The sequence below is a fragment of the Actinacidiphila guanduensis genome (genome assembly GCF_900103985.1).
GTDB lineage: Bacteria > Actinomycetota > Actinomycetes > Streptomycetales > Streptomycetaceae > Actinacidiphila > Actinacidiphila guanduensis.
On the sequence record NZ_FNIE01000006.1, the window covers coordinates 436,845 to 452,707 of the forward strand.

The following is a 15,863-nucleotide window of genomic DNA, read 5'->3' on the forward strand; positions in this document are numbered from 1 at the left end:
CCTTGGGTCTTCGCGAGCGCGCGTCACGCCCGGGCGCGCGGGCGCAGCGCGGGGCGGGTCAGGGGCGGGCGGGCCGCGGCGGGGCGGGGCGGGGCGGCGGCGATCCGTTCGGCGAGCGCCAGCGCGGTCGGCGTCTCGAAGAGCGCGCTGACCGGCAGGTCGGCGCCCAGCGCCGCGCGGATGCGGCCCACCAGCCGGGTCGCGAGCAGCGAGTGGCCGCCGAGGGCGAAGAAGTTGTCGTCGATGCCGACCTCGGGCACGCCGAGCACGTCGCCGAAGAGGCGGCACAGCGCGGCCTCGCGGTCGTCGCGCGGAGCGCGCCGCTCGGCGGCGGCCTCGTACACCGGCTCGGGCAGCGCCCGCCGGTCGAGCTTGCCGTTGGGGTTGAGCGGCAGCGCGGCCAGGACCATGAGGGCGCGCGGCACCATGTAGTCGGGCAGGGTGGCGGCGAGGCGGTCGCGCAGGGCGGCCGGGTCGGGCACCATGCCGGGCTGGGCGGTGACGTAGCCGGCCAGCCGCTTGTCGCCGGGCCGGTCCTCGCGGACCACGACCGCGGCCTGGGAGACGGCCGGGTCGGCGGCCAGCGCGGCCTCGATCTCGCCGAGTTCGATCCGGAAGCCGCGGATCTTCACCTGGCCGTCGGCGCGGCCCACGAAGTCCACCTCGCCGCCGGGTGTCCAGCGCACCACGTCGCCGGTGCGGTACATCCGCGTGCCGGGGACGGCCGCGAACGGGTCGGCGACGAACCGCTCGGCGGTCAGGGCGGCCCGGCCGAGGTAGCCGCGGGCCAGCCCGTCGCCGGCCAGGTAGAGCTCGCCGAGCACCCCTGCGGGCACCGGCTGCAGCCGGTCGTCCAGGACGTAGGCCCGCATGGTGTCCATGGGGCGCCCGATCGGCACCGTGGCCTCGCGTTCGCCGGCGCGCACGGGGGCGGTCAGGGCGAAGGTGGTGGCCTCGGTGGGGCCGTAGACGTTGACCAGGTGCAGGCCGGGGTGGCGCTCGCGCAGCCGGCGCATGATCCGTGCCGAGACGGCCTCGCCGCCGACCCAGATCTCCCGGAGCCGGCCGAGCGCGTCGGGGATCTCCTCGGCCAGCAGGTTGAACAGCGCGGTGGTGAAGAAGGCGCCGGTGACGCCCGAGGCTTCGATCACCTCGGCGTAGGCGCTGGTGCCGAGGCTGCCGGGCGGGGCGACGACGACATGCCGGCCGGTGAGCAGCGGCACCCACAGCTCGTAGGTGGAGGCGTCGAAGGCGTGCGCGGAGTGCAGCAGCACCTTGTCGTGGCCGGGTCCGGCGAAGCGGCGGTCGGCGGCGAGCGCGGCCACCGCGCGCTGGGAGACGGCCACGCCCTTGGGCACGCCGGTGGAGCCGGAGGTGTAGATGACGTAGGCCAGCATGTCGGGGTGGACGGCGACGCCCGGGTCGGCGGCCGGCTGGTCGGCCAGGCCCGCCGTGCCGTCCACGACGAGCACCGCGCGCTCCCCGGCGGTCGCGGCGGGGTGGCCGGCGTGGGCGGGGTCCACCAGCAGAACGCGGGCGCCGGTCTCGGCGAGCACCAGGTCCATCCGCTCCACGGGGTAGCCGGCGGGCAGCGGCACATAGGCGCCGCCCGCCTTGGCGACGGCCAGGGTGGCGACCAGCAGGTCGGGCGAGCGGTCCAGCAGCAGGGCCACCGCGCTGTCCGGCCGCACCCCGGCCGCGATCAGCCGGTGCGCCAGGCGGTTGGCCCGCGCGTCCAGCTCGCGGTAGGTCAAGGTGGTGCCGCCGCCGGTGACGGCGGGGGCGTCGGGCCGGGCGTCGGCCCGGCGGGCGAACAGCTCGGCGAGGCCGGCCTGTTCGTAGGCCACGGCGGTGTCGTTCCAGTCCTCGACGATCAGGGTGCGCTCCTGCGCGGAGAGCACGTCGGCGGCGGTGACGGGCCGGGCGGGCGCGGCCGACACGGCGGCCAGCAGCCGGCCGAAGCGCGCGGCGAACTGCTCGGCGGTGCCGCGGTCGTACAGGTCCTCGGCGTACTCCACGCTCACGTCGATGCCGAGCGGGGCGCCTTGAGGGCCGCGGCGCTCGCGGACGAAGAAGGTGAGGTCGAACTTGGCGGCGCGGTAGTCGACGGGGACGGCCTCGGCGGCCAGGCCGCCGATCTCCAGGTCCGCGGTGTCCTCGTGGCACAGGGCGACCTGGAACAGCGGGTGGCGGCCGCGGCTGCGCTCGGGGTTGACCGCCTCGACCACCTGGTCGAAGGGCAGGTCCTGGTGCGCGAAGGCCGAAAGGTCCGACTCCCTTACCCGGTCCACGAGTTCGGCGAACGACGGGTCCCCCGAGGTGTCGGTGCGCAGCACCAGGGTGTTGACGAAGAAGCCCACCAGGTCGTCCAGCGCCTCGTCGGTGCGGCCCGAGACCACCGAACCGATGGGGATGTCGGTGCCCGCCCCCAGACGGGTCAGCAGGGCCGACAGGCCCGCCTGGAGGACCATGAACAGGGTCGCCCGGCGCTCGCGGGCCAACTCCGCGAGTCTGTGGTGGAGTTCGGCGTCCAGTTCGGTGCGCACCAAGGCGCCCTTGTGGCTGGGCACCGCCGGGCGGGGACGGTCGCGGGGCAGCTCGATCTCCTCGGGCAGGCCGGCCAGCCGCTCCCGCCAGAAGGCCAGTCCGCGGCCGAACCGGGACTCCGGGTCGTCGGCCGCACCGAGTGCCCGCCGCTCCCACAGGGCGTAGTCGGCGTACTGCACCGGCAGTTCGGGCCACTGCGGGGCCGCTCCGGCCAGCCGGGCGGTGTAGGCGGTGCCGAGGTCGGTGCCGAGCGGGCCCATCGACCAGCCGTCGCCGGCGATGTGGTGCAGCACCAGCAGCAGCGTGGACTCCTGCGGGCTCGTGCTGAACAGCCAGGCCCGCAGCGGGAGTTCGGTCGCGATGTCGAAGGGCCGGTGGGCCGCGCGCAGCAGCGCGCCGGGCAGTTCGGCCGGGCAGAGCGCGGCGGTGGTCAGCGGCGGGCGGGCGGTGCCGGCGGGCAGGACGGTCTGCACCGGCTCCCCGTGGACGGCCCCCTGCGCCTCCGCCGGGGCCTCCCCCTGCACCTCCCCTCGGACCTCCCGGAACACCGTCCGCAGACTCTCGTGCCGGTCGGCGACATCGGCCAGCGCCGCGGCGAGCGCCTCGGAGTCGACCGGGCCGCGGAGCCGCAGCGCCAGCGGGATGTTGTAGGTCGCCGCGGGGCCCTCCATCCGGGTCAGGAACCACAGCCGCTGCTGGGCGTAGGACAGCGGCAGCCGCTCGGGCCGCACGGCGGGCCGCAGCGGGGGGCGGCCGGTGTCGCCGGCGGCCGCCGCCGCCAGAGCGGCGGGGGTGGGCGCCTCGAAGAGCACCGGCAGGGTCAGCTCGGCGCCGAGGGCGGCCCGCACCCGGTTCACCAGCCGGGTGGCGAGCAGGGAGTGGCCGCCGAGGGCGAAGAAGTCGTCGTCCACGCCGACCTCGGGCCGGCCCAGCACTTCGGCGAACAGCCCGCACAGGATCTCCTCCTGGGCGGTGCGCGGGGCCCGCCCGGGCGCGCTCGCGGGGTACTCGGGGACGGGCAGCGCCCCGCGGTCCACCTTGCCGTTCTGATTCATCGGGAAGGCGTCCAGCACCACCAGCGCGTCGGGCACCATGTACGGCGGCAGCACCGCGGCCAGCGCGCCGCGCGCGGCCCCGGCGTCGAAGGCGGCGCCCTGGGCCGGGACGACGTAGGCCGCGAGCCGCTTGTCGCCCGGCCGGTCCTCGCGGACCACGGCCTTGACCTGTGCCACGCCCTCGATCCGGCCCAACGCGGCCTCGATCTCGCCCAGTTCGATCCGGAAGCCGCGGATCTTCACCTGCTCGTCCGCGCGGCCGACGAACTCCAGCTCGCCGTCCGGCGTCCAGCGCACCACGTCGCCCGTCCGGTACATCCGAGCGCCCGGCTCGGGCGCGAACGGGTCGGCCACGAACCGCTCGGCGGTCAGGGCGGGCCGGCCGACGTAGCCGCGGGCCAGGCCGCCGCCGCCGAGGTAGAGCTCGCCCGCGACGCCCGCGGGCACCGGCTGCAGCCGCGGGTCGAGCACATAGGCGCGGGTGTTGCGCAGCGGGCGGCCGATCGGCGCGGCGAAGGGCTCGCGGCGCCCGGCGGCCGGGCCGAGCAGGGCGGTGGTGGAGGTGCAGGTGACCTCGGTGAGGCCGTAGACGTGGATCAACTCGGCGGGCTGCTGCTGCCAGGCGGCCATCCGCTCGGGCAGGATGCGCTCGCCGCCGATCGCGGTGAAGCGGAAGCCGCTCGGCAGGGTGCGGCCCGAGGTCTCCAGCTCGTGCGCCCACTCGTGCCAGTAGGCGGTGGTCAGCTCCAGGCCGGTGACGCGGTGCTCGGCGACGTAGTCGGCGAGGTCGGCCCCGGAGGTGAGGACGGGCGCGGTGGGGACGACGACGGTGGCGCCGGCAGCGAGCGTGGGCAGCAGCTCCTCGATGAGCACGTCGAAGCCGACGGAGGCGACCTGGAGGATGCGGTCGGCGGCGGTCAGCGCGAAGGCGTCGGCCATCGCCAGCGTGTAGTTGAGCAGCGGGCCGTGCGCGAACATCACGCCCTTGGGCCGGCCGGTGGAGCCGGAGGTGTAGAAGACGCAGGCCAGGGCCTCGGGGTGGGGCTGCGCGGGCGGCAGCAGGGGGCCCTTCCGCGCGGGCATCGCGTCCAGGTCGAGCACGGGGGCGGCGGTGCCGTCCAGCGCATCGGCGAGGGCGGGGCGCAGCCGGGTGAGGGTCAGGACGGCGGCCGGGGCGGCGTCCTGGAGGATCACCCGCAGCCGGGCGGCGGGCAGTTCGGGGTCCACGGGCAGGAAACCGGCACCGGCCTTCATGGCCGCGAGGACGCCGACGACCAGTTGCTCGGAGGACGGAGCGGCCAGCAGCACCGTGTCCCCCGCGGCCACCCCGTGCTCGCGCAGCACGGTGGCCGCCTCGGCGGCGTCCGCCTCCAGCCGGGCGTAGGTGAGGGTCCGCCCGCCGCATTCGACGGCGACCGCGTCCGGGGTGCGGGCGGCCTGCTCGGCGATGAGGCCGGGCACGGTGCGCCGCTCGTCCGCCGCGCCCGCGCGGGTGTCGTTCCAGCCGTCGAGGAGCAGGGCGCGTTCGGCGGGGTCGAGCAGGTCGACGGCGCCGACCGGCCGGTCCGGGTCGGCCGCGGCCCGGCCGAGCAGCCGCACCAGCCGGCCGCCCAGCGCCTCGACGCTGTCACGGTCGAACAGCTCGGCCGCGTACTCCAGTTCGGCGCGCAGGCCGGCGGGGGCGCCGTCCTCGCCGTGCCGCTCCAGGACGTTGACGCACAGGTCGAACTGGGCCGCCGTGGCCGGGACGTCCACGGCGGTCACCCGGGCGTCGCGGCCGAGGTCGTAGCGGGCGGCCGCGTTGTTCTGCAGCACCATCGCCACCTGGAACAGCGGGTGGCGGCCGCGGCCGCGCTCGGGGTTGACCGCCTCGACCACCTGGTCGAAGGGGAGGTCCTGGTGGGCGAAGGCGGCGAGGTCGGACTCCCGGACCCGGTCCACGAGTTCGGCGAAGGTGGGGTCGCCGGAGGTGTCGGTGCGCAGCACCAGGGTGTTGACGAAGAAGCCCACGAGGTCGTCCAGTGCCTCGTCGGTGCGGCCGGCCACCACAGAGCCCAGCGGGATGTCGGTGCCCGCCCCGAGACGGCTCAGCAGGGCCGACAGGCCCGCCTGGAGGACCATGAACAGGGTCGCCCGGCGGTCGCGGGCCAACTCCTGCAGCTGCGCGTGGAGTTCGGCGTCCAGGTCGAGGGTCACCACGCCGGCCTCGCGGGTGGGGGCGGCCGGGCGGGGACGGTCGCGGGGCAGCTCGATCTCCTCGGGCAGGCCGGCCAGCCGCTCGCGCCAGTAGGCGAGTTGGTCGGCGGCGAGGCTGCCGGGGTCGTCCTGGGCGCCCAGCAGCTCCTGCTGCCAGTCGGCGTAGTCCCGGTACTGGACCGGGAGTTCGGTCCACCGCGGCGCCGATCCGGCCAGGCGCGCGGTGTAGGCGGTGCCGAGGTCGGCGCCCAGCGGGACGAGCGACCAGCCGTCGGCGGCGATGTGGTGCACTACGAGCAGGAGCGTCGCCTCGTCCGGCCCGGTCCTGAACAGGTGGGCCCGCAAGGGGAGTTCGGTGGTGAGGTCGAAGGGGCGGCGGGCGGCCGCGGTGCGGGCGGCGGGGAGGTCGGCTGCCGCGGTGTCCGTCACTTCCAGCGGCGGGCGGGCGGTGCCCGCGGGCAGCACGACCTGCCGGGCCGCGTCCTCGCCCTCGGCGTCGCGGACCAGGGTGCGCAGCGTCTCGTGGCGGTCGGCGACGTCGGCCAGCGCGTCGGCCAGCGCCTCGGGGTCGAGCCGGCCGGCGAGGGTGAGCACGAGCGGGATGTTCCAGGTGGCGCCGGGGCCCTCCAGCCGCTCCAGGAACCACACGCGCTGCTGGGCGGGCGAGAGCGGGGACCGTGCGGGCCGCTCCCGGCGGGTGGGCACCGGGCGGGCCGCCTGCTGCCGCGGGCGGTCGAGGACCGCGGCGAGGGCGGCCACGGTGGGCGCGGCGAACACGTCCCGTACGCCCACCTCCGCGCCGAGGGCGGCCCGGATGCGGTTGGCGAGGCGGGTGGCGAGCAGCGAGTGGCCGCCGAGGGCGAAGAAGTCGTCCTCGGTGCCGATGCCGGGCAGGCCCAGCACCTCGGCGAACAGCCCGCACAGCAGCTCCTCCTGGGGCGTGCGCGGCGCCCGGCCGGTGCCCGCGGCGTACTGCGGGGCGGGCAGCGCCTGCCGGTTGACCTTGCCGTTGGGGGTGAGCGGCAGCGCGGGCAGGACGACGAGGCCCTGCGGCACCATGTAGTCGGGCAGCGAGCGGGCCAATCGGGCACGCACCGCCTCCGGTTCGAGGGTGCGGCCCGCGGCGGGCACGACGTAGCCGGCCAGCCGCCGGTCCCCCGGCCGGTCCTCGCGGACCATGGCGACCGCCTGGGCCACTCCTGGGTCGGCGGCCAACGCGGCCTCGATCTCGCCGAGTTCGATCCGGAAGCCGCGCAGCTTGACCTGGCCGTCCACCCGGCCGACGAACTCCACCTCGCCGCCGGGCGTCCAGCGCACCACGTCGCCCGTGCGGTACATCCGCGCGCCCGGCACCTCGGCGAAGGGGTCGGCGACGAAGCGGCCGGCGGTCAGGCCGGGCCTGCCGAGGTAGCCGCGGGCCAGGCCCTCCCCCGCGATGTAGAGTTCGCCGGCCGCGCCGACGGGCACCTGCCGCAGCCGGTCGTCCAGCACGTACAGGCGGGTGTTGGCCATCGGGCCGCCGATCGGCACGGGGGCGGCGTCCCGGGCGACCTCGCGGACCTGGCTGCGGGTGGCGTAGACGGTGGACTCGGTGGGGCCGTAGACGTGGAAGAGCCGCAGGTCAGGTCCGGCCGCGGCCAGCAGGCGGCGCATCGCGCGGGCCGAGACGGCCTCGCCGCCGGTCCACAGCTCGCGCAGCCCGGCGAGCGCCCGCGGGGCCTCCTCGACCAGCACGTTGAACAGCGCGGTGGTGAAGAAGGCGCAGGTCACGCCGTACTGCTCGATGACGCGCGCGTAGTCGGCGGTGTCCAGGGCGCCGGGCGGGGCGAGCACGATGCGGTTGCCGGTGAGCAGCGGCACCCACAGCTCGTAGGTGGAGGCGTCGAAGGCGTGCGCGGAGTGCAGCAGCACGCGGGCCTGGGCGGGGCCGCTCCACTGCGGGTCGGCGGCGAAGGCGGCCACGTTGCGGTGGCTGACGGCCACGCCCTTGGGCACGCCGGTGGAGCCGGAGGTGTAGATGACGTACACGAGGTGCGCCGGGTCGACGCGGACCGCGGGGTCGTGCGCGGGCTCGTCCGCCAACCCGGCCTCGCCGTCGACGAGATGGACCGCGATCCCGGCCGCGCGGGCGGCCTCGGCGGCGGGGTGGGCGGCGTTGGCGCGGTCCACCAGCAGGATGCGGGCGTCGGTGCCGGCCATCACCAGGCGCATCCGCTCGACCGGGTATCCGGCGGGCAGCGGCACATAGGCGCTGCCCGCCTTGACGACGGCGAGGGTGGCGGCGACGACATCGGCCGAGCGCGCCATCAGGACGGCGACCGAGGTCTCGGGCCGCGCGCCCAGGGCGATCAGGCGGTGGGCGAGCCGGTTGGCGCGGGCGTCGAGGCCGGCGTACGTCAGCTCGACGTGGTCGCCGACGAGGGCGAGCGCCTGCGGGTGGGCCGCGACGCGGGCCCGGAAGAGGGCGGCGAGACCGGCGTCCGGTACGTCGGCGGCGGTCGCGTTCCAGCGGGTCGGGGGGAGCTCGGGAAGGTGGGACATGCTCGGTCACTCCATCGACGTGGACGGTGGAAAGCACGAGAACCGGCGCCCTCGCGGTTGTCATCACCGTAGCCGCCACCGACCACCCCAGTCCAGAGAATTTGTCAAACACGAGCAAGTTTGATGACAAGCTCGTCATGGCGCAGCGACCGAACGTGCTGTGAGCTGCTGATTTGCTAGAACTCCCACTCCTTCATGACTGTCATGGCCGTCAAGATCGTAGCCAATCATCACTCCTGACTTGCCACGTCACATCCATCACCTTGACAAGAAGCTGGACATGACTTGTCAAGTACGGGTAGCGTGGGCGCGGCAGGCGGGACCCCCGCACCCGTCGCAACCCACTTCGCCAGCGGGGCCGCACACACCCGGAGGACGATCGTGGCCAACCCGTTCGAGGACGACTCGGCCCGCTACCAGGTCCTGGTCAACGACGAGGGCCAGCACTCGCTGTGGCCCTCCTTCGCCGAGGTGCCGGCGGGCTGGACCCCGGTCCTGTCCGGCGCCTCCAGACAGGAGTGCCTGACCTACGTCGAGGAGCACTGGTCGGACCTGCGTCCGCTCAGCCTCGTCGCCGCCGCACGCTGAGACCGAAAGGAGGACCCGTACCGTGAGCACCACCGTTATCGCCGCACCGGCCGTACCCACCCTGTTCGACAGCGAGACCGCCGACCACCTCACCGCCGACCACCTCACCCGGCTCGCCGCCGGCTCCGTCGGCTCCGTCCGCATCCCCGACTTCTTCGGCGTCGACCAGTGCATGGAGATCATGCGGGCGCTGGAGACCTGCGAGATGGGCAGCTACGACGAGCAGCTGGTCCAGCCGCGCATCGCCAAACTCGGCCCCGCCGCCTACGACTTCTACGGCGAGGGCGGGCTGCGCCGGGAGTACTGGGAGCACGCCGCCCAGTCCGCCGCCGCCCGCTCCGGCCTGCTCCACGGCGAGGACCCGCTCGACGCCGCCACCGGGCTGATCGCGGCCGCCTGGGGCGACCGGGTGGACCCCGCCACCTCCGGCGGCCGCCCGCTGTTCGCCGGCATGATCCGCGAGATCAACAACGGCGCCCGGATGCACTTCGACGAGGTGATACGGGAGTTCAACGGTGTGCTGGACCAGCAGCCGATCGCCCAGATCGCCTTCAACTGCCACCTGTCCACAGGTCTTGAGGGCGGCGAGGCGGTGGCCTACCGGCGCCGCTGGCACCCCGGGGACGAGGAGCACCGCGACGGCTACGGCTACGACCGGTCGCTGGTGGCGGGCGAGCCCGCCGCCTCGGTCCGCGCGGGCCTGGGCGACGCCGTCTTCTTCGACCCGCGCAACTACCACCTGGTGCGGCCGGTCCAGGGCGGCGGCCGGCGGGTCACGCTGTCGTTCTTCATCGGCGTCACCGCCCGCGGCCCGCTCGTCGTCTGGTCCTGAACGGGTACCTGCCCGTGCCGGGCTTGCCCCGCCCGGCGTTCCCGGCCGCAGGTCCACCGGGAGCGCCGGGGCGGGCGGGGCGGGCGGACGGGCCGCTCGCATCGCCGGTCGAGGGGCCGGGCGAGCACCACCCGCCCCGGGCGCCCCGGCGTACTCCCGCCGGGGGCCGCGCCGCCCGTACGATCGCCGGAACCCTCAACACCGGGGTGTACGGCCGCAGTTCGGACCGGAATGGACCGACCGGCACCGCACGCAGCACTCGTTCGCGCACCACCTCGCAGCACGCGGGCCCCGCCCGCACCCGCACGGCCCGTACCACCCGTACCGCCCGGTTCAGCCCGCACCACCCCGTACCGCCCGCACCGCCCCGCACACCCGGCGATCCCAGCAGACGAAGGAAGGCACCGCCGTGCAGCGCCATCTCTACTTCACCGACACCTACCTCACCGAGCAGGCCACCACCGTGGCGCGTGTCGGCCGCGGGGAGGACGGCGGCCCGTGGATCGCCCTGGCCGACAACATCTTCCACCCGCAGGGCGGCGGCCAGCCCAGTGACCTCGGCACCGTGGACGGCCACGCCGGCCGCGGCCGCAAGGGCGAGGACGAGGGCTGGGTCGTGGTCGACCTGCTGGCACCCGACGGCTCCGACACCGCCGAGCAGCCCTTCGCGGTCGGCGACGCGGTGACCGCGCGGATCGACGCCGAGGCGCGGCGGCTGCACGCGGCCCTGCACACCGCGGGCCACCTCATCGACGCCTACGTGCGCAGGCTCGGCCTCCCGCACGCGGGCAACAGCCACTTCCCGGGCCAGGCCCGGGTGGACTACCTCGTCGAAGACCGCGCGATCGACCGCGCGGAACTCACCGAGCAGCTCGGCAAGCACCTCGCGGAGTCCGTCGGCGCCGCCCTGCCGGTGACCGCCGGCTACCGCGACGGCGTCCGGCACGTCACCATCGAGGGCCTGAACTCCGAGCCCTGCGGCGGCACCCACGTGCGCGACCTGTCCCTGCTCACCGATGCCTCGATCCGCTCGATCAAGGTCAAGTCCGGGCGGCTGCGCGTCGGTTACGACGCGGCCCACGTCTGACCCCGCCGCGGGCCCGGCCGGCGGATCCCGCCGGCCGGCCGCTCCCGGCACAACGCCCCCGCCGTGCGCGGGGGTTCCCCGGCCGCGGTGCCGGTCCTCGGCGCAGCCCGCCGGACGACCGGCAGCCGGCCCCGCCCGCACCCGCACGGCCCCGCGCCCACCGCCGCCCGGACCGGAGGTCTCCCCCATGGCCAACTCACCTGTCGCCGAAGCCCTTTCGACCGCGCCCGCGGCACCGCCGCCGCTGCGCCGCAACTGGAACTTCCAGGTGCTGTGGATAGGCGCCACCAGCATGACGCTGGGGGTGGAGGCGGTCGACGTCGCCTACCCGCTGCTGGTGCTGGCGATCAGCGGATCGCCGGGCCTGGCGGGCCTGTTCGCCTTCGTCCAAGCCGCCGCGAACGTGCTGCTCGGGCTGCCCATCGGCAAGCTCGTGGACCGGCTCGACCACCGCAGGACCCTGCTCTTCGCCGAGGGCTTCCGCGCGGCCGCCACCGGCTCGGTGGCGCTCGCGCTGGCGCTCGGCGGGGTGACGATGGTCCATCTGATGGTCGTGGCAGCGGTGCTGGGCACCGGCGCGGCCATCGGCGGCCCGGTGCGGATGCTGCTGGTCCGGAGCGTGGTGCCCAAGGAGCAACTGACGCAGGCGCTCACCCAGGACGAGGTCCGCGAGGGCACGGCGGCGCTGGCCGGTCCGGCGATCGGCGGCGTGCTCTACGGGATCACCCGCACCCTGCCGTTCGTGGTGGGCGCCGCCACCTTCGTCTTCTCGCTGCTGTGCGCGCTCGTCATCCGGCTGCCCCCGAAGGGCGCGCAGGCCGGGGCAACGGGCGTTGCCGCGGGGGCCGTCGGGGCCGGGGACGAGCCGGAAGCGGACGAGTCGGCCGCCACCGAGGGCTCCGAGGGCGCCGAGGACGCCGCCGAGGGCGAAGAGGCGGGCGCCGGGGGGATGTTCGCCGGCGTGCTGGAGCTGTGGCGGCAGCCTGCGCTGCGCGGGGCGCTCACCCTGATCGCCACCTTCTACCTGGTGGTCACCGCGGTGACCTTGGTGGTCGTGGTGAGCCTGCGCGAGGACCAGCACGCCTCGGCCGGCACCGTCGGCCTCGCGCTGACCGGCGGCGCGGTGGGCATGCTGGCCGGCTCGCTGCTGGTCAAGTGGCTGCACGCGGCACTGCAGCCGGGCCGGCTGCTGGTCGCCGTCTCCGCGGTCGCGGCCGTCTGCGTGGCTCTGCTCGCGCTGCCGTGGGGCCCCTGGTGGGTCTTCGTGGTGCTGCTCCTCGCGCACCTGACGCTGCCGGCGCTGCGGGTGCTGATCGACATCATGATCCTGCGCCAGGTGCCGGAGGACCGGCGGGGCCGCACCATCGTGGCGACCATGACGGTGCTGAGCGTCGGCCCGCCGCTGGGCACGCTCGCCTCGGGTCTGCTCATGCAGTTCGCGAGCGTGGACTGGGCGATCCTGGTGCTGGCGGTGGTGCAGGGCGCGGTCACCCTCTACGGCGTCCGCGACCCGCAGATCGCGCGGGCGGCCTGGCCCGAGTAGGAGCCTTCACCGCCCCGTACCGCAGGCCCCCGCCGTCCGTGACAGGGCGCCGGGGGCCTGTCATTTACCTGTACACGCCAAACGTGACCCACTCGTCACCGCAGACCCGCAGGTCACAGCCCCCATGGGGCCGCCGCGACATGGTTGCACCGCTACATATTTTGACAACCTTGATGACAAGTGGAGTGCGCCACTTCGCCCGGCGGATTCCTGTGCAGCGGGCGACCGTTGGACCACACAAGGTGAGGGGTCGATGGAGACGCCCCTCACAAGGCCATCACGGTTTTTGGCAACTTTAGTCATGACTCATAGCATCCAGTCAAGTATGATGACACCGTGGTCGAGCAGCGGGGACCTGCCCGAGCACACAGCACGACGACGCGGCCATCGGGGGCCCGAGGGGACGCGCCGACACCCCGGACTCCTGTTCGCGGATGAGCGAGGAAAGTGGTTCGCATGCAGTACCTGGAGCAGCCCGCCTTCGGAAAGCTCGTCAACAGCCTGCGCCGTGAGCGGGGGATGTCCCAGGCGGACATCTCCGGCGAGGGCGTTTCCTCCAGTTACGTCTCCCGGCTCGAGTCGGGACACCGCGCCCCCACCCCCCAGGCGGTGCGGCACCTGGCCGCGCGGCTCGGGGTGCCCGAGGACACCTTCCAGGCCAGATCGCCCCAGGTCGTCGCCACCCTCCAGGCCGAGGGCACCGCCGCGCTGGAGGACTCCCGGCCGCGCGCCGCCGTCGAGGCGCTGCGGGTGGCCGCCGTCGAGGCCAAGGACGCCGCACCCGAGCTGCTGTGGCAGGTGCTGTGGAACCTCGCGCGCGCCCACGAGCAGCTCGGCGAGCGGACCGAGCAGCGCGAGGTGCTGACCCGCGCCCTGGAGGTCGGCGACGTGCTGGACTCCCCCGTGCTCCAGGTCAAGGCGCTGGTCGAACTCGCCGTGTGCGCACGCGTCGCCGGCGACGTCGAGGAGTCGGTGGCCTTCGCCGCCCGCGCGCTCGCGCTCGGCGAGCAGCACGCCCAGATCCCCCGCGCCGATGTCGCCCGCACCCTGCTCGCCCTGGTCGCCGCCGAGTCCGAGGCCGGGCGGCTCGCCGAGGCGGTCCGGCACGCCGAACTCGCCCAGCGGATCCCGGCGGAGGAGCTGGGCCCGTTGCGGGTGCGGGTGCTGTGGACGGCAGCCACCGTCGCGGTACGGCAGGGCTCCGGTGAGCGCGGCCTCGAACTCCTGGAGGAGGCGCTGGAGGTGGCCGACCGCAAGGACGACCTGCTGACGTGGGGCCGGTTGCGGCTCGCCGCGGTCAGCCTGCGGCTGCGGCTGCAGGACGAGGTCACCGACCAGGTCGCCCAGTGGTACCGCGAGGCCGAGACGGTGGTCGGGCTGATCGGCAACCGGGTGCACCAGGCGGAACTGCTCGCCATCCAGGCGCGGATGGCCTTCATCCAGGGGGACGCCCGGCGGGCCGCCGAACTGGCCGGCAAGGTCCTCGCCGAACCGGACGCGCTCGCCCACCACGACCGGATGCGCACGGAGATCCTGCTCCACCAGGCCGAGATCGTGCTCGGCAGCTCGGAGCAGCCGGTCGCTGCGCTGCGCTCGGTGGCGGAGTCGCTGCAGTCCTCGGGGAACCTGGACCTGGCGACGGAGGCGTGGAAGGCGCTGGCCGACGCCCTCGTCAACGCGGGCTGATTCGCTACGGGGCGGCTTCCCGCCGCTGGGGTTCCCGGCCCGTCGCCGATGGCCGCGCCGCTGTCGTTACGGGGCGGCTTCCCGCCGCAGCGGTTCCTGTCTCGTCGCCGATGGCCGGCCGGATGGCCTGTTGCGCGCGCCGTTCCTCCCCCAGAGCTTCGCCCGGGAGGTACCCCCAGCGCCCCTGAAAACCTCGCCCTTCGCGCGCAGGGCGAGCACCTTGGGGGCGCTGGGGGACTGCGCGACCAGCCACGACGGCGCAGCACCCGGCACCGTAGAGGAACCCTCGTGGCGAAGGCTGGGTCCCGTCAGAGGAGTTCGGTGGTGACCAGGGAGACGACCACGGCCAGGACGACGATGGGGAGGGAGCCGGGGTGGCCCAGGAGGAGAGCGACGAGGATCACGGAGCTGACGGGGAGCCGTAGGACGGAGACGACCGCCGCCGACATGCCCGCGGCCATCGCCGGGACGAGGCCGAACCCCGGGAGGGGTGCGAGCAACACCCCTGCGGCCCCGCCCAGGAACAGCGCGGGGAACACCGGCCCGCCCCGCAGACCCCCGAGGCACACCGCGTAGGCGAAGCCCTTGAACGCGAGGACGGCGACGAGCGCGCCCACGGACCAGGCGTGCGGGTGCGTGCCGAGTTCGCCGAGCGCGGCCTGCCCGGAGAGCATCACATCCGCGGGCGAGCGGCCGGTCGCCGCCGCGTACACCGCCCCGCACGCGGCCGCGGCGAGCGCGCACCCCACGATCACGGGGAACGGCCGTCGTTCCACCAGCCGCGCGGTGAACCGTCCGGCGAGCACGACCCTGTTGAGCAGCACCCCGAGCGCGGCGGCCAGCAGGATGCCCCACACCACGTCGCCCCAGTCCAGCAGGGGCGGCGCCGGCAGGCCGAGGTCCAGGCTGTCGGTCTTGAGCCCCGTCCAGTGCCCGAACCCGGTGAACAGCACCGCGCCCACGCCGCTGGCCAGCAGCGCGGGCAGCATCACCGCGAGCAGCTGCGGGCCGCCGATCCCCGAGACCTCCATCAGCAGCACCGCGGCCACTACCGGGTTGCCGAAGATCACGGCGATCGCCGAGGCGGAGCCGGCCGCGCCCACCACGGCGTTGCCCTGCTCGGTGGCGGGGGCGCGGGCCAAGTCGCGGAAGAGCAGGGCCAGCCCGCCGCCGAGCGCGATCATCGGGGCCTCCGGGCCGAGGACGGCGCCCATCGGCAAGCTCGCGACCGCGGCCAGGGCGACGCCGGGCAGGGCCGCGACGGAGGCGCCGCCGGGCTGCAGCCCCTGGGCCGGTACGTGGCCGCCGCGCCCCGGCAGCCGCGTCACCACCGCGGCGACCACCACGCCGCCCACCCCGAGCAGCGGGAACGGCCACCACCACGGCGGCTGGTCCCACCCGAGCGACTTCGGCCAGGCCTGCCACAACAGGTGCTCCAGCTCGTGGAGCCCGGCGAGGAACCAGAATGCCGCGAGCGAGACGGGGATGCCGATGACTCCGCAGAACACCAGCCCCCGCTGATACGGCTTCCTGCGCACCACCTCGCCCAGCGGGTCCCCCGCACCCACAGTCACTCCACCCTCACCGTGCGTCACCCCCCGAAACTACCTCGCTGCGCTTGCTGCGGGAACGGCCACTCGCCGTCGCGGCCCCCACCATTCCCGGCCACCACCCGGTGGCCTCGTCTGGGGGCGCGCCCTCCGGGGGAGCAGTTCCCCGCGCCCCCAAGAAACGGCAACCCGCCGCAGGGGGTTCTCCGCGTTCCCGGCCGCAGGCGGGACCTTGGCT

At 75.1% G+C, this 15,863-nt stretch carries 7 protein-coding genes; 5 read left to right on the forward strand and 2 right to left on the reverse strand.

Annotated elements, in window-relative coordinates; translation table 11 throughout:
• Window positions 1-23: 23 nt before the first annotated feature.
• Window positions 24-8,339 carry a non-ribosomal peptide synthetase gene (locus BLR33_RS16065; RefSeq protein WP_093785125.1) on the reverse strand — a complete coding sequence of 2,772 codons (8,316 nt, stop codon included), beginning with the start codon at window positions 8,337-8,339 and terminating at the stop codon, window positions 24-26.
• Window positions 8,340-8,717: 378 nt separating this feature from the next.
• On the opposite strand from BLR33_RS16065, the gene BLR33_RS16070 reads away from it, so the two are divergent.
• The 5 genes from BLR33_RS16070 (at window position 8,718) to BLR33_RS16090 (ending at window position 14,075) form a co-directional block, all read left to right on the forward strand.
• Window positions 8,718-8,927: an MbtH family protein gene (locus BLR33_RS16070; RefSeq protein WP_143031701.1), complete on the forward strand. Its 210-nt coding sequence runs from the start codon at window positions 8,718-8,720 to the stop codon at window positions 8,925-8,927.
• A gap of 22 nt (window positions 8,928-8,949) precedes the next feature.
• Window positions 8,950-9,759 carry a hypothetical protein gene (locus BLR33_RS16075; protein WP_093785127.1) on the forward strand — a complete coding sequence of 270 codons (810 nt, stop codon included), beginning with the start codon at window positions 8,950-8,952 and terminating at the stop codon, window positions 9,757-9,759.
• 409 nt (window positions 9,760-10,168) lie between these two features.
• On the forward strand, window positions 10,169-10,846 hold the full coding sequence (locus tag BLR33_RS16080) for a hypothetical protein (RefSeq protein WP_093785128.1): 678 nt from the start codon (window positions 10,169-10,171) through the stop codon (window positions 10,844-10,846).
• Window positions 10,847-11,033: 187 nt separating this feature from the next.
• A complete protein-coding gene (locus BLR33_RS16085; protein WP_093785129.1) occupies window positions 11,034-12,389 on the forward strand; it encodes an MFS transporter in 1,356 nt (451 codons plus the stop codon).
• Window positions 12,390-12,845: 456 nt separating this feature from the next.
• Entirely contained in the window at window positions 12,846-14,075 is a 1,230-nt protein-coding gene (locus tag BLR33_RS16090; protein WP_093785130.1) for a helix-turn-helix domain-containing protein, read from the forward strand.
• A 308-nt stretch (window positions 14,076-14,383) separates the two neighbouring features.
• On the opposite strand, the gene BLR33_RS16095 is transcribed toward BLR33_RS16090, so the two are convergent.
• A complete protein-coding gene (locus tag BLR33_RS16095) occupies window positions 14,384-15,643 on the reverse strand; it encodes a chloride channel protein (RefSeq protein WP_245771434.1) in 1,260 nt (419 codons plus the stop codon).
• Window positions 15,644-15,863 lie beyond the last annotated feature (220 nt).

Excerpts from the sequence above, each read along its gene's own strand:
- BLR33_RS16085 (WP_093785129.1), top strand. The coding sequence starts at position 11,034 with ATGGCCAACTCACCTGTCGCCGAAGCCCTTTCGACCGCGCCCGCGGCA.
- BLR33_RS16090 (WP_093785130.1), top strand. The coding sequence starts at position 12,846 with ATGCAGTACCTGGAGCAGCCCGCCTTCGGAAAGCTCGTCAACAGCCTG.
- BLR33_RS16065 (WP_093785125.1), bottom strand. The coding sequence starts at position 8,339 with ATGTCCCACCTTCCCGAGCTCCCCCCGACCCGCTGGAACGCGACCGCC.